General features: G+C 69.0%; 15 protein-coding genes and 2 tRNA genes. 8 read left to right on the forward strand and 9 right to left on the reverse strand.

Annotated elements, in window-relative coordinates; all coding sequences use genetic code 11:
• The first annotated feature begins 75 nt into the window (after window positions 1-75).
• From gyrB to BIU97_RS10245, 5 genes are all read left to right on the forward strand, one after another.
• Entirely contained in the window at window positions 76-2,079 is a 2,004-nt protein-coding gene (gene gyrB / locus BIU97_RS10225) for a DNA topoisomerase (ATP-hydrolyzing) subunit B (RefSeq protein WP_071258612.1), read from the forward strand.
• A 114-nt stretch (window positions 2,080-2,193) separates the two neighbouring features.
• Complete coding sequence (gyrA, locus tag BIU97_RS10230; protein WP_071297566.1) at window positions 2,194-4,866, forward strand: DNA gyrase subunit A; 2,673 nt, start codon at window positions 2,194-2,196, stop codon at window positions 4,864-4,866.
• Window positions 4,859-5,266 carry a DUF3566 domain-containing protein gene (locus BIU97_RS10235; protein WP_071258606.1) on the forward strand — a complete coding sequence of 136 codons (408 nt, stop codon included), beginning with the start codon at window positions 4,859-4,861 and terminating at the stop codon, window positions 5,264-5,266. The genes gyrA and BIU97_RS10235 overlap by 8 nt, the downstream gene beginning before the upstream one ends.
• A 75-nt stretch (window positions 5,267-5,341) precedes the next feature.
• Window positions 5,342-5,418: transfer RNA gene (locus BIU97_RS10240), tRNA-Ile, on the forward strand.
• Window positions 5,419-5,450: 32 nt separating this feature from the next.
• Window positions 5,451-5,523 (forward strand) — tRNA-Ala (locus tag BIU97_RS10245).
• A 448-nt stretch (window positions 5,524-5,971) separates the two neighbouring features.
• On the opposite strand, the gene BIU97_RS10250 is transcribed toward BIU97_RS10245, so the two are convergent.
• Window positions 5,972-6,544, reverse strand: a complete 573-nt coding sequence (locus tag BIU97_RS10250; protein WP_083404737.1) for a hypothetical protein — start codon at window positions 6,542-6,544, stop codon at window positions 5,972-5,974.
• A gap of 116 nt (window positions 6,545-6,660) precedes the next feature.
• Here BIU97_RS10250 and BIU97_RS10255 point away from each other — a divergent pair, with 116 nt between their 5' ends.
• Together BIU97_RS10255 and BIU97_RS10260 are read left to right on the forward strand one after the other, a co-directional pair.
• Complete coding sequence (locus BIU97_RS10255; protein WP_071258603.1) at window positions 6,661-7,200, forward strand: peptidylprolyl isomerase; 540 nt, start codon at window positions 6,661-6,663, stop codon at window positions 7,198-7,200.
• A gap of 7 nt (window positions 7,201-7,207) precedes the next feature.
• Window positions 7,208-8,062 carry a rhomboid family intramembrane serine protease gene (locus BIU97_RS10260; RefSeq protein ID WP_071297567.1) on the forward strand — a complete coding sequence of 285 codons (855 nt, stop codon included), beginning with the start codon at window positions 7,208-7,210 and terminating at the stop codon, window positions 8,060-8,062.
• A 497-nt stretch (window positions 8,063-8,559) separates the two neighbouring features.
• Here the strand turns inward: BIU97_RS10260 and BIU97_RS10265 are convergent, their stop codons facing one another.
• The gene (locus BIU97_RS10265) at window positions 8,560-8,814 is read right to left on the reverse strand and encodes a cell division protein CrgA (RefSeq protein ID WP_071258594.1); all 255 of its coding nucleotides are present in this window, start codon (window positions 8,812-8,814) and stop codon (window positions 8,560-8,562) included.
• Window positions 8,815-8,894: 80 nt separating this feature from the next.
• Between BIU97_RS10265 and BIU97_RS10270 the strand changes: the two genes are divergently transcribed.
• Window positions 8,895-9,539 (forward strand): anthranilate synthase component II, encoded by a 645-nt coding sequence (locus tag BIU97_RS10270; protein ID WP_071297568.1) that lies wholly within the window; start codon window positions 8,895-8,897, stop codon window positions 9,537-9,539.
• Between the two features lie 137 nt (window positions 9,540-9,676).
• Here BIU97_RS10270 and pknB read toward each other — a convergent pair whose 3' ends face one another.
• The 7 genes from pknB to BIU97_RS10305 all read right to left on the reverse strand — a co-directional run bounded on the left by pknB (window position 9,677) and on the right by BIU97_RS10305 (window position 18,888).
• Window positions 9,677-11,515 carry a Stk1 family PASTA domain-containing Ser/Thr kinase gene (pknB, locus tag BIU97_RS10275; RefSeq protein WP_302846700.1) on the reverse strand — a complete coding sequence of 613 codons (1,839 nt, stop codon included), beginning with the start codon at window positions 11,513-11,515 and terminating at the stop codon, window positions 9,677-9,679.
• Between the two features lie 120 nt (window positions 11,516-11,635).
• Window positions 11,636-13,414: a protein kinase domain-containing protein gene (locus BIU97_RS10280; protein WP_071297570.1), complete on the reverse strand. Its 1,779-nt coding sequence runs from the start codon at window positions 13,412-13,414 to the stop codon at window positions 11,636-11,638.
• On the reverse strand, window positions 13,411-14,865 hold the full coding sequence (locus BIU97_RS10285) for a peptidoglycan D,D-transpeptidase FtsI family protein (protein WP_071258555.1): 1,455 nt from the start codon (window positions 14,863-14,865) through the stop codon (window positions 13,411-13,413). Before BIU97_RS10285 ends, BIU97_RS10280 begins: the two co-directional genes overlap by 4 nt.
• The gene (locus tag BIU97_RS10290) at window positions 14,862-16,292 is read right to left on the reverse strand and encodes an FtsW/RodA/SpoVE family cell cycle protein (protein ID WP_071297571.1); all 1,431 of its coding nucleotides are present in this window, start codon (window positions 16,290-16,292) and stop codon (window positions 14,862-14,864) included. Before BIU97_RS10290 ends, BIU97_RS10285 begins: the two co-directional genes overlap by 4 nt.
• A complete protein-coding gene (locus BIU97_RS10295; protein WP_071297572.1) occupies window positions 16,289-17,653 on the reverse strand; it encodes a Stp1/IreP family PP2C-type Ser/Thr phosphatase in 1,365 nt (454 codons plus the stop codon). The genes BIU97_RS10290 and BIU97_RS10295 overlap by 4 nt, the downstream gene beginning before the upstream one ends.
• Before the next feature lie 6 nt (window positions 17,654-17,659).
• Window positions 17,660-18,211 (reverse strand): FHA domain-containing protein FhaB/FipA, encoded by a 552-nt coding sequence (locus tag BIU97_RS10300; RefSeq protein WP_071297573.1) that lies wholly within the window; start codon window positions 18,209-18,211, stop codon window positions 17,660-17,662.
• Window positions 18,208-18,888 (reverse strand): FhaA domain-containing protein, encoded by a 681-nt coding sequence (locus BIU97_RS10305; protein WP_071258547.1) that lies wholly within the window; start codon window positions 18,886-18,888, stop codon window positions 18,208-18,210. Before BIU97_RS10305 ends, BIU97_RS10300 begins: the two co-directional genes overlap by 4 nt.
• Window positions 18,889-18,949: the final 61 nt, after the last annotated feature.

Here is an 18,949-nt window from a genome sequence, read left to right on the forward strand (position 1 = left end):
GGAAGAGGGGTCCCTGCGGTAGACTGGGAGGTGCAGTGCGCGGGCGTTCCGCGCGCAGGCAGGAGCACGCTCGACATGGCATCAGGATCTGAAGACGAACCGCAGAACCCGCTCGACGCGGAGACCCCGCAGAGCGAACCATCCTACGGCGCGGACCAGATCCAGGTGCTCGAGGGGCTCGAGGCCGTGCGCAAGCGCCCCGGCATGTACATCGGCTCGACGGGCCCGCGCGGTCTGCACCACCTGGTCCAGGAGATCGTCGACAACTCCGTCGACGAGGCCCTCGCCGGCTACTGCGACACGATCGACGTCACCATCCGCGAGGACGGCGGCGTCCGCGTCGTCGACAACGGCCGCGGCATCCCGGTGGACGTCCACGCGGCCGAGGGCGTCTCGACGCTGCAGGTCGTGCTCACCGTCCTGCACGCCGGCGGCAAGTTCGGCGGCGGCGGGTACGCGGTCTCCGGTGGTCTGCACGGCGTGGGGTCCTCCGTCGTGAACGCGCTGTCGAGCGAACTCGACGTCGAGGTCCGCCGCCAGGGCCACGTGTGGCGCCAGAGCTACACCGACGGCGTCCCCGTCGCCCCGGTCTCGCAGGACGAACCGTCCGACGACCACGGCACCACGATCACCTTCTGGCCGAACGCCGACATCTTCGAGACCGTCGAGTTCGACTACGAGACCCTGCGCACCCGGTTCCAGCAGATGGCGTTCCTCAACAAGGGCCTGCGGATCAACCTGCTGGACGAGCGCACCCCGGAAGAAGGGGAAGAGGCCCGCAAGGACTCCTTCCACTACGAGCGCGGACTGGCCGACTACGTCGAGTACATCAACTCGCAGAAGAAGGCCGACCTCGTCCACCCCGACGTCATCGGGTTCGAGGCCGAGGACCCGGAGCGCAAGATCGCGCTCGAGGTCGCGATGCAGTGGAACACCTCCTACCAGGAGAGCGTCCACACCTTCGCGAACACGATCAACACGCACGAGGGCGGGACCCACGAAGAGGGCTTCCGTGCCGCCCTGACGTACCTGGTGAACAAGTACGCGCGCGAAGCCAAGATCATCAAGGAGAAGGACGACAACCTCACGGGTGACGACATCCGCGAGGGCCTGACGGCCGTCATCTCCGTGAAGCTCGGCGAGCCGCAGTTCGAGGGCCAGACGAAGACCAAGCTCGGCAACACCGAGGCAAAGGGCTTCGTCCAGCGCGTCGTCGGCAGCGAGCTGACGCACTGGTTCGAGAGCAACCCGACCCAGGCGCGCGACGTCGTCCGCAAGGCGATCCAGGCCTCGCAGGCACGGCTCGCTGCCCGCAAGGCGCGCGAGACCACCCGTCGCAAGGGCCTGCTCGAGTCGGGCGGCATGCCCGGCAAGCTCAAGGACTGCCAGTCGAAGGACCCGACCCTGTCGGAGATCTTCATGGTCGAGGGTGACTCCGCCGGCGGTTCCGCCGTGCAGGGCCGCAACCCGATGACCCAGGCGATCCTGCCCCTGCGCGGCAAGATCCTCAACGTCGAGAAGGCCCGGCTCGACCGCGCCCTCGCGAACCAGGAGATCCAGTCGATGATCACGGCGTTCGGCGCCGGCATCGGCGAGGACTTCGACCCGGACAAGGCCCGGTACCACAAGATCGTGCTGATGGCCGATGCCGACGTCGACGGCCAGCACATCACGACGCTGCTCCTCACGCTGCTGTTCCGCTACATGCGGCCGCTCATCGAGCGTGGCTACGTGTACCTCGCGCAGCCGCCGCTGTACCGCCTGAAGTGGTCGAACTCGGCGCACGAGTACGTCTTCAGCGACCGGGAGCGCGATGCCCTCATGCAGGCCGGCCTGGCAGCCGGCAAGCGGATCCCGAAGGACAACGGGATCCAGCGCTACAAGGGCCTCGGCGAGATGGACTACAAGGAGCTGTGGGACACCACGATGAACCCGGACACCCGGACGCTCCTGCAGGTCACGCTCGAGGACGCCGCCGCGGTGGACAGCGTCTTCTCGACGCTGATGGGCGAGGACGTCGAGTCGCGTCGCCAGTTCATCCAGCAGAACGCCAAGGACGTGCGCTTCCTCGACATCTAACGGCCAGGAGGCGCGGCGCACGCCGCGTCGACCAGTCCTGACCACCTGTGGTCGCGCCCGGCGCGACCAACGGAACCACAGCCTCCGGGCTGTCCAGAAAGGGAACGAAGCCACATGGCTGACGACAACGAGAACGGCGCCGACGAGCAGCCCGAGATCGTCCACGGCGACAGCGGGGACATCGTCGTCTCCGGTGACCGCATCTCGCAGGTCGACCTGCAGCTCGAGATGCAGCGGTCGTACCTCGACTACGCGATGTCGGTCATCGTCGGCCGTGCCCTGCCGGAGGTCCGCGACGGCCTCAAGCCGGTGCACCGCCGCGTGATCTACGCCATGTTCGACGGCGGGTACCGCCCGGACCGCGCGTTCTCGAAGTGCTCCCGTGTCGTCGGCGACGTGATGGGTCAGTTCCACCCGCACGGTGACTCGGCGATCTACGACGCCCTGGTCCGCCTGGTGCAGCCGTGGTCGCTCCGCTACCCGCTCGCGCTCGGGCAGGGCAACTTCGGCTCGCCCGGCAACGACGGCGCCGCCGCCCCGCGGTACACCGAGACGAAGATGGCGCCGCTCGCGCTCGAGATGGTCCGGGACATCGACGAGGACACCGTCGACTTCCAGGACAACTACGACGGCCGCACGCAGGAGCCGGCGATCCTGCCGGCCCGGTTCCCGAACCTGCTCGTCAACGGTTCGGTCGGCATCGCGGTCGGCATGGCGACGAACATCCCGCCGCACAACCTGCGCGAGGTCGCCGAGGGCGCCAAGTGGTCGCTCGACAACCCCGACGCCACGCGTGAAGAGCTCCTCGCCGCGCTCATGCAGCGCATCAAGGGGCCGGACTTCCCGACCGGCGCGCAGGTGCTCGGCACGAAGGGCATCCAGGACGCCTACCGCACGGGTCGCGGGTCGATCACGATGCGCGCGGTCGTCGCGGTCGAGGAGATCCAGGGCCGCACCTGCCTCGTCGTCACCGAGCTGCCGTACCAGGTGAACCCGGACAACCTGGCGATCAAGATCGCCGAGCTCGTCAAGGACGGCAAGCTCGCGGGCGTCGCCGACATCCGCGACGAGACCTCCGGGCGCACCGGCCAGCGCCTGGTCATCGTGCTCAAGCGCGACGCCGTGGCCAAGGTCGTGCTGAACAACCTGTACAAGCACACGCAGCTGCAGGAGAACTTCGGCGCGAACATGCTCGCGATCGTCGACGGCGTGCCCCGCACCCTGCCGCTCGACGGCTTCATCTCGGCGTGGGTCGCCCACCAGATCGACGTCATCGTGCGCCGCACGCAGTTCCGTCTGCGCGAGGCCGAGAAGCGGGCGCACATCCTGCGCGGCTACCTGGCGGCGCTCGACGCCCTCGACGAGGTCATCGCCCTCATCCGTCGCTCGCCCGACGTGGAGGAAGCCCGGACCGGCCTGATGGACCTGCTGTCCGTCGACGAGATCCAGGCGCGCGCGATCCTCGAGCTGCAGCTCCGCCGGCTCGCCGCCCTCGAGCGGCAGAAGATCCACGACGAGGCCGAGGAACTCGAGCGCAAGATCGCCGACTTCCAGGACATCCTGGCGTCCGAGACCCGGCAGCGCACGATCATCCGCGACGAGCTCGAGGAGATCGTCGACCGCTTCGGCGACGATCGCCGGACCGAGATCATGCTCGGGTACGACGGCGACATGTCCATCGAGGACCTCATCCCCGAAGAGGAGATGGTCGTCACCATCACCCGCGGCGGGTACGTCAAGCGCACCCGCAGTGACCAGTACCGGTCGCAGCACCGCGGTGGCCGCGGCGTCCGTGGCGCCCAGCTCCGCGCCGACGACATCGTCGAGCACTTCTTCGTGACGACGACGCACCACTGGCTCCTGTTCCTCACCGACCAGGGCCGCGTCTACCGCGCCAAGGCGTACGAGCTCCAGGAGGCCGGCCGCGACGCGAAGGGCCAGCACGTCGCGAACCTGCTCGCCATGCAGCCCGACGAGCAGATCCAGCAGGTGCTCGACATCCGCGACTACGAGGTCGCGCAGTACCTCGTCCTCGCCACCGAGCACGGCCTGGTGAAGAAGACCGCGCTCACCGAGTACGACACGAACCGCACCGGCGGCATCATCGCGATCAACCTGCGCGACGGCGACAAGCTCCGGCAGGCGCTCCTCGTCGACGAGCACGACGACCTGCTGCTCGTCTCCCGCCAGGGCATGTCGCTCCGCTTCACCGCGACCAACGACACCCTGCGTCCCATGGGTCGGTCGACCTCGGGTGTGAAGGGCATGTCCTTCCGCGACGGCGACTCGCTGCTCGCAGCCCGGGTCGTGTCCGACGACGGGTTCGTCTGGGTGATGACCGAGGGCGGCTACGCCAAGCGCACCTCCGTCGACCAGTACCGGGTGCAGGGCCGTGGCGGTCTGGGCATCAAGGTGGCCAAGCTGGCGCTCGACCGTGGCGACCTCGTGGGCGCGCTCATCGTCGGCGAGGACGACGAGGTGCTCGTCGTGCTGCAATCGGGCAAGGTGGTAAGGTCTGCCGTGGCCGAGGTCCCCGCCAAGGGCCGAGACACGATGGGCGTGGTCTTCGCGAGGTTCGCGGAGAACGACCGGATCATCGCCGTGGCCCAGAACACCGAGCGGAACCTGGTCGACCAGGACGACGCCGAGATCGAGCCAGCGGGCCCGGTCGAGACGGTCAGCCCGGCCGAAGCGGCGCCGGAACCCACTGACCCCATCGACAACGCGCCCACCAACCCCGCGCCCGTCGACGACGAGGCCGGAGAGGACCAGTCAAGCAATGAGTAGTGTCGCCGAGAAGCTCCAGAAGAAGGCGAAGCGTCCCGTCGGCACCCGCCAGGTCCGCCTGCGGCTGGTCTACCTCGACTTCTGGTCGATGGTGAAGCTGAGCTTCCTCATCGCCCTTGCGGGCAGCATCGTGATCGTGGTCGCCACCGCCCTGGTGTGGGTCATCCTCAACCAGACGGGCGTGTTCACGCAGGTCGACGCCCTGCTCAAGGACGTCACCGGGCAGAACAGCTACTCGATCATGGACCAGTTCTCACTGGGCCAGGTCCTCGGGTTCTCGATCGTCGTGGGCATCCTCAACGTCGTCGTCGGCACCGTGCTCGGCGCGATCGTGAGCGTGCTCTACAACCTCAGTGTGCGGATCACCGGCGGCCTGCTCGTCGGCTTCACGAACAACTGACACACCCGGGCCGGATGGCGCCAGTGCTCGATTTCGTTCCGGCGGGATCGTGCGGTAGGCTTTCATCCGGTCTGAGGGGCTATAGCTCAGGCGGTTAGAGCGCTTCGCTGATAACGAAGAGGTCCAAGGTTCAAGTCCTTGTAGCCCCACCACTTCCCTCCAACACCTGCACCACAGGTGTCCAGGGGCCTTAGCTCAGTTGGTAGAGCGCCTGCTTTGCAAGCAGGATGTCGGGAGTTCGATTCTCCCAGGCTCCACTCCCTCAGGGCGAACGCTGCTTCGCTCGTTCCTCGTCCGCCGGTCTCGGTCGCCGTGTTCGTCTGCGCGCCTTCGGCGCCGCTCCGCGGTGGCCGGGTCCGGCTCTCGCCACTCCGCATCGTCTTCGTCGAGTGGTCACGACATGCCGCGTGCGGTTCGCCGAGGTGGCAGGAACTGTCGTTTGCGCGCTGTCTGGGCGACAGGTTGCGGCCGCTCGGCGGTGTTCCCGTGGCGCGTTGCGTGACCGCACGACCGCACGACCGCACGACCGCACGACCGCAGGACCGCGTGGCGGACGGGAGGCGCGCGGTGGCGGGCCGGCGCGTGCCTCCAGGCAGATGGACGGGTGCGTCCAGAGCACGCGGCGGGCGGGTGCACGAACGCCAGTACCCGGGGACGACGAAGGGCCCCGGCGCAGCGCCGGGGCCCTTCGTACGAACCGGGAGGTCAGGCGGCGGGCTTCTCCGCCGAGTCCGTGTCGTCGGCGACCCAGAGGTCGTCGTCCGCACGGAGCGTCTGGTACGCGGCGTACGCGGCACCGGCGACGGCGACCACGCCGACGACGATGAGCGCGACGCCACCGAAGCCGAGGCCCTTCTTCTGCTGCGGCACGTACTTGCCCGCGGCCTTCTTGGCCTGCTTGCCCTTCTTCTGGGCGTTCTTCACGATCTTCTTCACCCGCGGGTCCTTCGCGAGGTCACCGATGCTCAGCACCGAACCGGCGGTTGAGACCAGGCCGGGCACGACCTCCGACTGGAAGCGGTGCGATGCACTCTGCGCTGCCGAGGTCGCTGCGTGCACCCCCGTCGCGACGGCCGGGCGGATGCCGTTGTCGATCGCGTTCTGCACGCGGGGGGCGATGTCCTTGCGGGCTGCGTCTGCTGCGTTCGACCGGGCCTCGGCCAGGATCGCGTTCGCGTGCTCGAGGACCTTGCGCTGCTCTCCGAGGAGCGTGGCGGTCTGGCCCTTGAGCTTCTTGATCTGCTTCCGACGCTTGCGCGGGATCTCGATCGTCGTCATCTGGTTCCTCCATCGGATCGGCGTGACCCCATCCTGCCACCACACTCCCTGACAGGTCACGGAACCTCCGCTGTGGGATCCGTCTGCATGTCAGGAGTACATGCGAGAATCGGAACATGTCTCTGCACACCGCTGTCGCAACGATCCACACCAACAAGGGCGACATCCGCGTCAACCTGTTCGGCAACCACGCTCCGAAGACCGTCAAGAACTTCGTCGACCTCGCCACGGGCCAGCAGGAGTGGACCCACCCGGGCACGGGCAAGGTGTCGACCGACAAGCTGTACGACGGCGTCATCTTCCACCGCATCATCAAGGACTTCATGATCCAGGGCGGCGACCCCCTCGGTCAGGGCATCGGTGGCCCGGGCTACCGCTTCGACGACGAGATCTCGCCCGAGCTCACGTTCCAGAACCCCTACATCTTCGCCATGGCGAACGCCGGCATCCAGGGCGGCCGTGGCACGAACGGCTCGCAGTTCTTCATCACCACGGTGGCGACGCCGTGGCTGCAGGGCAAGCACACCATCTTCGGTGAGGTCGCCGACGACGAGTCGCGCGCGGTCGTCGACGGGATCGAGGGCGTGGCCACCGACGGCCGCGACAAGCCCCTCGAGGACGTCGTCATCCAGAGCATCGACGTCGAGGACGTCTGATCCGCACGTGACCGACCAGGCGTACAACCCGAACAACACCTGCTACCGGCACCCCGACCGGCAGAGCTTCGTGCTGTGCCAGCGATGTGGGCGGACGATCTGCCCGGAGTGCCAGACGCCGGCGGCGGTCGGGGTGCACTGCCCGGAGTGCGTGCGCGAACAGCGCGCACTGTTCGCGGCGAACCGTCGGGCGTCCGGAGGCCCGAGCGGCCTGACGGTCGCCCGACGGCGCTTCGCGATGCTCGACCAGAAGGGCACGGTCGTCCTCGTGGCGATCTCGGTGCTCGTCTGGCTGTTCGACGAGCTCAGTCGCGGTGCCTTGACGAACCTGCTCGCCTACAACTCGCTGCTGCTGCCGGTGCAGCCGTGGCGGGCGGTGACGGTGCTGTTCGTGCACTCGGGCTTCCTCCACATCCTGTTCAACATGTGGGCGCTGTGGATCTTCGGTCGGATCCTCGAGAACATGCTCGGTACCTGGCGGTTCGTCGCGCTGTACTTCATCACCGGGGTCTTCGGCACGATGCTCGTCACGTTCCTGGCTCCCGGCACGTGGGTCGTGGGCGCCTCCGGTGCGATCTTCGGCCTGTTCGCGGCGTTCTTCGTCCTGCAGCGCAGTCTCGGGCAGAACGCCGTCCAGCTCCTCGTGATCATGGGGCTGAACCTGCTGATCGGGTTCATCCCGGGTACGAACATCTCGTGGCAGGCGCACGTCGGCGGCATCATCGGCGGCTTCGTCGTCGGGTTCGTCTTCGCGCAGACCCGGAACATCCGCCAGCGACCGCTGCAGATCGCACTGCTCGTCGCTGCGGCCGTCGTGGCGGTCGCCCTGACCGTCGTGGGGTACGCCGTCACGGTCGGCTGACCGGCCACCGAGCCGCGCACCGCGAGTCCATCGAACGCCCCGTCGCTCCGCGCGACGGGGCGTTCGTCGTCCACGGGCGTCCGTCGGTGCCGCAGCGCGCTCCGGGCGCCCTCTGCGTCGCCGGCACCGCGGACAGCGGTGACTCACCTCAAGAGAGCGGCTGCGGCGCTTGTCGTTCCCGCCGCGGTCGGCGGCGTGCAGAGTCGTCAGCGGCACGTCGGACTCACTTTCCACACGTCCCAACAGAGTTATCCACAACTGGGGACAACCCGGTGAGTTACACCGGTGTGATTATCCCCACTGTGGAATCGGGTGTGGATAACTCCCGGGCTCGGGTGTGGAGGGAGCTGTGGACAGTGTGCACAACTGTGGACAGATGGGGACAACCAGCCGTTCGGCACGGAACTTGGCGGACGAGCGTTCGTGAAGCTGTGGACAACGACGACGCCCGCCGCACCTTGCGGTGCGACGGGCGTCGGAGGTGTGGTGCTTCGGTGTCAGCGCCACCGAGTGGTCATGAGGAAGCCGATGAACATGATGCCGAAGCCGATGAGGATGTTCCACGAGCCGAGGCTCGGGACGGGCAGCATCGCGTTCGAGATGTAGAAGACGATCACCCAGATGAGCCCGAGGAGCATGAAGCCGAACATGACCGGCTTGAACCACACCGGGTTGGGGGCGTCCCCCGCGGTGTCGACCGAGTCGGCTCGGGTCCTCCGGGCGGGCTTGGTGCGGTCCTTGTCCTTGGCCATGGCCGGTATCCTACCGTGACGGCGTCCGTGGTCCATCCGCGGACGGACCACCCATTCCCCCACGAGTACGGTGATCGACCATGACCAGGATCCTCGTCGTCGACAACTACGACAGCTTCGTCTACACGCTGAACGGGTACGTCCAGCAACTCGGCGCAGAGACCGACGTGGTGCGGAACGACGCGTTCCCGGAGTCCGAGATCGCCGACCGCCTCGCCGAGTACGACGGCGTCCTGCTCTCCCCGGGTCCGGGCACGCCGGCCGACGCCGGGGTGTCCATCGCGACGGTCCACGCCGCGATCGAGGCCGAGACGCCGCTGCTCGGTGTCTGCCTCGGCCACCAGGCCATCGCGGAGGCGCTCGGCGCCACGGTCACGCATGCCGAGGAACTCATGCACGGCAAGACGTCGCAGGTCGACCACGACGACAGCGTGCTGTTCGCCGGGGTCCCGCACCCCTTCACCGCCACGCGCTACCACTCGCTGGCGATCGTGGACGGCACCGTGCCGGAGGAGCTCACCGTCACGGCCCGCACCGGCGGCGGCGTCATCATGGGCGTCCAGCACCGGGACCACCCGGTCTACGGCGTGCAGTTCCACCCGGAGTCGGTCCTCACCGAGGGTGGTTACCGCATGGTCGGCAACTGGCTCGAGACGGCCGGCCTCGACGGTGCCGTCGAGCGTGCAGACGGACTCGGTCCGCTCATCGCCGCACACCGCGGCTGACGAGCCGACGGGGACGGCGACGGCCTGCGTCAGGCTCGGTCGCCGCTCCGTCTCACCGTGGGACCCGGTCCGGCGGATTCAGGACGGGAGGCCCGCCCTGCGCCCGGCGAGCGAACACCGTCCCACGGGTGGTCGGGTCAGTCGTCGTCGCCGCCACGGTCGCCAGGACCGTTGTTGTTGTTCCCCTGCCCGTTCCCCTGGCCGCGGTCGTTGCCCGACCCGCCGTCCGAGGTGGGCGCCTGCGCTGGCTCGTCCGGTGCCGCGCAGTAGGTCAGGGTCACGGAGCTGCCCTGCGGCACATCGCCCGCCGGGGTGTCCTGCTGGGTGACCAGGTTGCCCGCGCACGAGGTGTCCGGGGCCGGGTTCACCGTCAGCCCGAGCTGCTGCAGCTCGCTCTGGGCGTCGGGGAACGGCTTCTGCCGGACGTCGGTCAACTGGACCTTGCCGTTCGACACCGTCAGGTCGATCACGAGGCCCTTGCTGTGCAGCGTGCCGGACCCGGGGTCGGCGCTGAGGACCGTGCCCGCGGGCGAGTCCTTCGAGTAGTCGGTGGTGATGGCACCGACGCGGAACCCGGCAGCCGTCAGCGCCTGCTCGGCGTCGGCCTGTGACTGCCCGTCGACGGACGGCACGGCGATCCGCTCCGGCCCGATCGAGATGACGACGTTGACGTTGGTGCGCCGCCCGACGTTGACACCGGAACCGGGATCGGTCCTGATGACGCGGCCCTTGTCGACGTCGTCGGAGTTCTCCTCGACGCGGACGGCGGTGAGCTCCTTCTTCGCGAGTGCGGCCTTCGCTCCGTCGAACGTCTGGCCGGCCACGCTCGGCACGCTCACCGACGAGGAGACGGGCGGCTTGCCGGGCTGCAGGTTGGCGACGAAGAAGACGACCGCAACGATGACCGCGACGGTGAGCAGGATGCCGACCCAGATCCACGCGACCGGCGGGCGGTTCTGCGTGCGCTGCGGCCGGTGCTCCGCCGTGTCGTCGTCGAGCTCGCGGAAGGCGGACGCGGCGTTGGTCGTCGTCCGGGGGTCAACGCCGAACAGCATCGTGGACGCGTCGTTCGCCGCGTTCTGCTGCAGCTTCTTCGTCGAGGTCGGGATCCGACCGGCGGCGGCCTGCTGCAGGTCGGTGCGGAACTCGGCGGCGTTCTGGAACCGGCGCGTCCGGTCCTTCACGAGCGCGTGCAGGGTCACGGCGTCGAGCGCGGGCGACACCTCGGGCGAGATGGTCGACGGTGCGACGGGCTGCTCGCTGACGTGCTGGTAGGCGACGGCCACCGGGGTGTCGCCCTGGAACGGCGCGCGCCCGGTGAGCAGCTCGAACAGGACCACACCGGTCGAGTACAGGTCGGTGCGGGCGTCGACGGTCTCGCCGCGGGCCTGCTCGGGCGAGAAGTACGACGCCGTCCCGAGGATCGAGGTGGTCTGCGCGACGGTGGCCGAGGTGTCGGTGATGGCCCGGGCGATGCCGAAGTCCATGACCTTGACCTGGCCGCTGTGCGTGACCATGACGTTGGCGGGCTTGATGTCGCGGTGCACGACGCCGGCGCGGTGGGAGTACTCGAGCGCGGTGAGGATGCCCTCGGTGATGCGCACGGCCTCGGCCGGCGCGACGGCACCCTCGGCGATGATGTCGGAGACCGGACGGCCCTCGACGTACTCCATGACGATGAAGGGGACCTGCACCTCGGCGCCGGAGGACTCGCGCACGGTCTCCTCGCCCGCGTCGTACACGCGGACGACGGTGGGGTGTGCCATGCGCGCGGCCGCCTGGGCCTCTTGCCGGAAGCGGGTGCGGAAGGCCGGGTCGTTGGCGAGGCTCGGCTTCAACAGCTTCACCGCGACCTTGCGCCCGAGGCGCGTGTCGTTGCCCAGGTGCACCGTGGCCATGCCGCCACGACCGATGACGTCACCGATCTCGTAGCGGTTGGCGAGGAGCGTGATCCCCGCGGTCACACCTTCTGGCACGTACTCCTCCGTCTGTCGGTCCGAGCCAGTGTACGGCAGCCGAACCTGGTCGAACCCTGGCCACCGAGGGGTCGGCCGAACCGTTACCGAACAGTGTCAACAGCCCCGAACGGGGGTCGGTCAGTTGCCGTCCATCGGGCCGCCCTGGCTCGGGTTGGTCCCCTCCTCGGGGTCCGTCGGTGCCGGCTCCTCGGTCGCCTGGGTCCAGTCGACCTGTGCTCCCGGCGACGACTCCGAGACCACGGTGGTGCTCGACTGCGGCGACTTGCAGGTCACCTTGTACGACAGGGTCACCGTGCCGGGCTGGGCAGCGGCGACCGTCACGGCCGTGCCCGACGTCGTGCCGGAGCTGCTGCCGGTCGACGGGACCGTGCCGTTGTCGATCGTGTACGTGTACGTCACGTCGGTGTACCCGGCGGGGCACTTGTCGTACGAGGGCCAGCTGAAGGTCGTGCGGCCGGAGGCGCTGACGTCGCCGCCGCTCGCCCGCTCGGGCGTCTCGGCGGTCAGTACCTCGCCGAAGGCCTTGATGGTGACCGTCGTGCCGGGTTCGAGGCTGCCCTCCGGACCGAGCGACTCGACGGTGCCGACCTGGTCGGACGAGGTGGCGTTCGAACCGTCGACCACGTCGGCCTGCAGGCCCTTGGCGCGCAGCTGGTTCGCGACGTCCTGGGCGTTCTGGCCGGTGTAGTCGGCGGCGTTCACCGTGATCCGGGTGTCGACGGGCGTCTGGGACGGGGTCTCCGACGGCGTGGGCGTCGGCTTGGGCGGACGGGACGCCGCCGACGACCGGGTGGGCTCCGGCTCCGGTTCCGAGCTCGTCACCGCGTAGGCGATGCCGCCGGCGATGGCGAGCAGGACCACGATGCCGACGAGCCACCAGATCCAGGCGCGCTTCTTCTTCGGTTCCTCGGCGTCGTCGGTGACGGGCGACCGGGGAGTCCCGGGGCCGCCGACCATCGCACCCGCCTGGGTGCCGATGAGCGCGGTCGCGGCGTCGTTCCCCTGGGCGGGCGGCGGGTTGAACGCCACCGTGCCGTCCTGGGCGATCGCCGGCACGGCCACCGTGGCGGCCGCGACGTCACCGCGGCGGAGCGCCTGCGCGGCACGGGCGAGGTTCGCCGCGGTCGCGGGGCGGTCCGCGGGCTTCTTCGCGATGCACGACAGCACGAGGGCGGAGACGGGCGCCGGGATGTCGCCGGGCAGTGCCGGCGGCTGCTCGTTGATGTGCGCCATCGCGATCGCGACCTGCGACTCGCCCGTGAAGGGACGACGGCCGGCCAGCGCCTCGTACGCGACGATGCCGAGCGAGTAGATGTCCGTCGAGGGCGAGGCGGGGTGGCCGCTCGCCTGCTCGGGCGACAGGTACTGCACGGTGCCCATGACCTGACCGGTCGCGGTGAGCGGGACCTGGTCGGCGATGCGGGCGATGCCGAAGTCGGTGATCTTGACGCGGCCGTCCGGCGTGATGAGCAGGTTGCCGGGCTTGATGTCACGGTGGACGAGCCCGACGGCGTGGGCGGCCTGCAGGGCGTTCGCGGTCTGCGCCACGATGTCGAGCACCTTGTCGACCGGCAGCGTGTGCTCGCGCTCGATCATGGTCGAGAGCGCTTCGCCGGGGACGAGCTCCATCACCAGGTAGGCGCTGCCGTCCTCCTCGCCGTAGTCGAAGACGTTGGCGATGCCCTCGTGGTTGACGAGGGCGGCGTGCCGGGCCTCGGCGCGGAAGCGCTCGAGGAACCCGGGGTCACCGAGGTACTCGTCCTTGAGGATCTTGAGTGCGACGGTCCGGCCGATGACGAGGTCGGTCGCCTGCCACACCTCTCCCATGCCGCCGATGGCGACCCGGGACGAGAGCTGGTACCGCCCACCGAAGGTGAGTCCGCTGGTGGGTCTCATTTGTTCAGCACCGCCTCCATGACTTTCTTCGCGACCGGGGCCGCGACCGTGTTGCCGACTCCGGACTGCCCGAGCCCGCCCCCGTTCCCGACGACGACCGCGACGGCCACCTCGGGGTCCTTGGCGGGCGCGAACCCCGTGAACCAGAGTGTGTAGGGGGCACCCGTGCCACCTTCGGCCGTACCCGTCTTCCCTGCGACGTCGACACCGTCGATCTTCGCATTGGTCCCGGTCCCGCCGCTGACGACGCTCTGCATCGCCTCGGTCAGGTCGGCCGACTCGGAGGACGACAGCGGATCACTGTACTGCCTCGGCGAGAAGGACTCGACCGTCTTCAGGTCGCTCGTGGTGATCGAGTCCACCAGGGACGGCTGCATCACCGTGCCACCGTTCGCGATGCCGGCCGAGACCATGGCCATCTGCAGCGGCGAGACGCGGACGCTCGCCTGGCCGAAGGCGCTGAGCATGAGGGTCGCGGTCGAGTCGACGTCCGGGTACTGGCTGGCCGTCGCACGCATCGGGACCTCGATGGCGTCGCCGAAGCCGTACTCGTCGGCCATGCTCTTGATGGCGTCGTACCCGAGCTTCTGGCCGAGCTCGGCGAACGGGATGTTGCACGAGTACTGGATGGCGGTCCGCAGCTTCACCTTGTCGCCGCCGCCGCAGGTGCCGCCCTCGGCGTTGTTGATGTACGTGCTCGTGCCGGGCAGCTGCAGCCGCGACGGGTTCGGGAACTCGGAGTCGAGGTCGTACTTGCCGTCCTTGAGCGCGGCCGACGCGACGACGAGCTTGAAGACCGATCCGGGCGTGTACAGGTCGCCGCCGATGGCGCGGTTCTGCAGCGGCGCGGTCTCGGCGCCGAGCAGGGCGTCGTACTGCTCCTTGACCTTCGCGGTGTCGTGCGAGGTGAGCGCGTTGGGGTCGTACGCCGGCTTCGAGACCATGGCGAGGATCTTGCCGGTCTTCGGCTGGATCGCGACCACGGCACCGGTGTTGTCCCCGAGCGCGTCGTAGGCGGCCTGCTGCACGTCGGGGTCGATGGTCAGGTTGACGTTGTCGCCCTGGACGTCCTGGCCGGTGAGGATCGAGTTGAGGTTCTGGAAGAACGAGGCGTCCGAGTTGCCGGAGAGCACGGTGTTCTCGGCGCTCTCGATGCCGGTGTTGCCCTGGCCGATCGTGAAGTAGCCGGTGACGGCCGAGTACAGCGCACCGTTCGTGTACTTCCGCTGGTACTGGTACTGGTCGTCCACCGGGGTCGACTCGGCGATCGGGCTGCCGTCGACGAGGATCGCCCCGCGCTTCGTCGAGTAACTGGCCAGGATGGTTCGGGAGTTGCGGGAGTCGGCGCGGAGCTGCTCGGCCGAGAAGAACTGGATGGACGTCGTCGACACGAAGAGCGCGACGAACATGAGCACGATGACGGTCGAGACACCGCGGAGCTGCCGGTTCATCGACGACGCTCCTTCCTGGTCCGCCCGCTCGCGGCGGGGATCGCGCCCTGCTGGACGCGTTGTTCGGCTGGGATGGAATCGGTCAGGCGCAGCAGCATCGCCGCGATGATCCAGTTCGCGATGAGGGAGGAACCACCCGCGGCCATGAACGGCGTGGTCAGACCCGTCACCGGGATGATCCGGGTGATGCCGCCCACGACGACGAACACCTGCAGGGCGATGATGAAGCCGAAGCCGACGCCGAGCAGCTTGCCGAAGTCGTCCTGGGCCATGAAGCCGACCCGGATGCCGCGCGAGGCCAGCACGATGAAGAGCGCGAGGATCGCGAAGACACCGATCAACCCGAGTTCCTCGCCGAGCGAGGCGACGATGTAGTCGGCGTTGGCGACCGGCGTGATGTAGGGCCGGCCCTGCCCGAGCCCGGTGCCGGTGATCCCGCCGTTCGCGAAGCCGAACAGGCCCTGCACGAGCTGGTAGCTGCCCTGCGTCTGCCGGTCGAAGATCTCCTGGTCGAAGGGGTCGAGCCACTGCTCGAACCGGCCGTGCACGTACTCGAGCACGCTCTGCGCGACGAGGGCACCGCCGATGAACAGCGTCAGACCGATGAGCACCCAGCTCAACCGGGCCGTGGCGACGTAGATCATGACGAGGAACAGGCCGAAGTACAGCAGGGCGGTGCCGAGGTCGCGCTGGAACACCAGGACGGCCATCGCGGCGCCCCACATCACCAGGATCGGGCCGAGGTCGCGGGCGCGGGGGAACGTCATGCCGGCGAACTTCTTGCCGACGATCGACAGCGAGTCGCGTGCGGTGACGAGGTAGCCGGCGAAGAACAGCGCCATGGTGATCTTCGCGAGCTCACCGGGCTGGAACGAGAACGGGCCGATCCTGATCCAGACGCGGGCGCCACCGATGTTCGTCCCGATGCCGGGCAGCATCGGCAGGAGCAGCAGGACGATCGTCAGCGCCATGAAGATGTAGCGGTACCGCTGCAGGAACCGGTGGTTCCGGACGAGGAGCAGGGTGGCGATCGCGAGGACCATCGCGAGCATCGTCCAGACGATCTGCTTGACGCCGATGGCGTCCCAGCCGGACAGGCCGTTGTGGACGTCGATGCGGTAGATCTCGGCGATGCCGATGCCGTTGAGCACGAGGGCGATCGGCAGGATGAACGGGTCGGCGTTCTTCGCCACGACCCGGAGCACGACGTGCATCACGAGTCCGAGTCCGAGGATCCCGGCGCCGACCCAGAGCACGGACGTGTCGAACAGCTCGCCCTTGGTGCCGAGCTGCACGAGCACCATCGCACCGGCGCAGATGCCGCACGCGATGACCAGGAGCACGAGCTCGAGGTTGCGGGCGCGTGCCGGTTCGCGGAGCTTGATCGTGATCGCCTGCGTGAAGGACTGCGCGGTCGCGGCGCTCATCGCGGGCTCCGGGTCGAGGTCGGCCGCGGGGTCCGGGTCGACGTCGGCGACGACGTGGGGGTGGGCGACGCCGTCTCGTTCCCGTCACCACCGGTGCCGGCCTGGTCCTGGCCGGTCTCGGCTGCCTTCCGCAGGCGGTCGACGATGTCGCGGGCGTCGGTGAGCGACTGGGCGTTGATCGTGGAGCGGACGTTCTCGCGGGTGTAGTCGGGCAGCGACGACACCGTGATGTCGGTGTCCTCGTAGACGTCGGACAACGCGATCGGGCCGATCGACTGCTGGACGCCCTTGTAGATGGCGACGGTCCCGCGGTCGGTGCCGACGTAGTAGTGGTCCTGCGTGATCCGCCACCCGACGAAGACCGCGCCGACCAGGACGGCGACGGCGAGCACGAGGGCGATGGTCCACGAGACCCGACGACGGATGCGCCGCCGGCGGTCCTCCGCGATGAGCTCGGCGAAGAACTGGTCGGACTCCGGCTCGAAGTGCGAGTCCTCGGGGGCGGTGGTGACCTTGAGCGGGTGCAGCAGGATCGTGGGGAGGCGGATCGGCTTGCGGCCGGTCGACGCCTCGAAGGTCAGCGGTGCGGCGGCCGAGCCGACGGTGGTCGCGGCGTCGTCCTCGTCGTCGACGTCCTCGGCGGTGACGTCCATCACGACGACGGTGACGTTGTCCGGTGCGCCGTGGTCGAGCGTCTCCTTGACGAGGCGCTGCGTCACCTGGTTGGCGTCCATCGTCGAGGCGAGCGCGTGACGGATGCGCTCCTCGGCGAGGTAGGACGAGAGCCCGTCCGAGCAGAGCAGCCAGCGGTCGCCCGGCTGGATGTCCATGATCGCCGTGTCGACCTCGGGCGCGGCGTCGACGTCGCCGAGCACGCGCATGAGGACGGAGCGGCGGGGGTGCACGGCGGCTTCCTCCGGCGTGATGCGGCCGCTGTCGACGAGCCGCTGCACGAAGGTGTGGTCCGAGGTGATCTGCTGCAGCTCGCCGTCGCGGAGCCGGTAGATGCGGGAGTCGCCGATGTGCGCGATCGCGATCTGGTCCCCGACCCGGATCATCGCGGAGACGGTGGTGCCCATCCCGGTGAGCTCCTGGTGCTCGAACACCGTCTCGGTGATGAGCTGGTTGGCCGCGATGAGGGCCGACTGCAGGGCGAACTCGGCGTCGTGCGCCGAGGGGAACTCGCGGTCGACCTCACGGATGCGCCGGATGGCGATGGCCGAGGCGACGTCGCCGCCGGCGTGCCCGCCCATGCCGTCGGCGACCGCGAACAGGTGGGCGCCGGCGTAGCCGGAGTCCTGGTTGTTCGCGCGGATGCGCCCGACGTGGGACACAGCGGCGCTCAGCGTCCGAGCGGTCATGCCGGGTTACCGCCGCAGCTCGAACGTCGTCGTCCCGATCGTGATCGGCGTGCGCTCCGGCACGACGACGGGAGCGCTCACCTGCTGACCGTTGACGAAGGTGCCGTTCGTGGACTCGAGGTCCGTCAGGAGCCAGCCGTCGGCCCGGAGGTCGAGGCGGGCGTGGTTGGTGGACGTGTAGTCGTCGCGGATGACGACGTTCGACTCGCTGGAGCGGCCGATGGTGATCGGTCCGCCGCCGAGCGGCATCTCCATGCCCTCGCGGGCGCCCTCGGTGATGACGAGCCGGGTCGCGGCCGGCGCGGACGACTGCTGCGCGGTGCCGGGCTGGCCGATCAGGTCGGTGAACGCACCGCTGGAGACGGGGCCGGGAGCGGCCGCGGCGGGGATGGTGGGGGTGGTCGGCCCCGACGGGGCGGCCTTGGGGTCGGTGGGGATCGTGCGCACGCGCTGACCGAAGAGGTCGCTGCGGAGCGCGAAGACGATCACGAAGACGAACAGCCAGAGCACCGCGAGGAACGCGAAGCGCAGGACGAGCAGGGTCAGCCCTGTTGTCATCGACTACCTCCGTCGTTCTCGGGGATCACCCGGAACACCATACGGGTACGACCGATCTCGATGGTGGAGTCCGGCTCCACGATCGCCTGCTGGAAGTGCTGCCCGTTCAGCTTCGAGCCGTTCGTCGAGCCGAGGTCGGTGGCCTGCGCGTGCTTGCCGTCCCAGAGCACCTCGACGTGCTTCCGGCTGGTCCCGGTGTCGGCGATCGTGATGTCGGCGTCGCTGCCGCGGCCGATCACCGTGCGGCCGCGCTGCAGCCGGTGCCGCTGTGAGCCGATGTCGAGCACGGCGATCCAGGCGACGTCGCGCTGCACGGTCGTGGAGTCGATCTGCAGGATGCCGGTCGACAGGGTGCCGTCCTGCTGCAGCCGGATCGTGACGGGCCCGGAGAACGAGTAGTTCTGGGCGACGGCGTGCTGGTGGGCGAGTTGCGTGAGCTCGTCGACGAGCGGCTGGCCGACGTCGTGCATCCGGGTGAAGTCCGGCGGGGCGAGGCGGACCGTGAACTCGTTCGGCACGAGGATCCGCTCGCGGGAGACCACCGCGGCCTTGGTGTCGAGCTCGCGACGGAGTGCGCTGGAGATCTCGACGGGTTGCACACCGGAGCGGAAGGTCTTCGCGAAGGCGCCGTTGACGGCACGCTCCAACCCCCGCTCGAAGTTGTCCAACAGGCCCATGCGTCTCCAGTGTCTCGGTCGTCTGACCACTGCATGGTAGTGGTTGGCGTCGGGCACCGTC

The sequence above is a fragment of the Curtobacterium sp. MCBA15_009 genome (assembly GCF_001864895.1).
In the GTDB taxonomy this organism is placed as follows: domain Bacteria; phylum Actinomycetota; class Actinomycetes; order Actinomycetales; family Microbacteriaceae; genus Curtobacterium.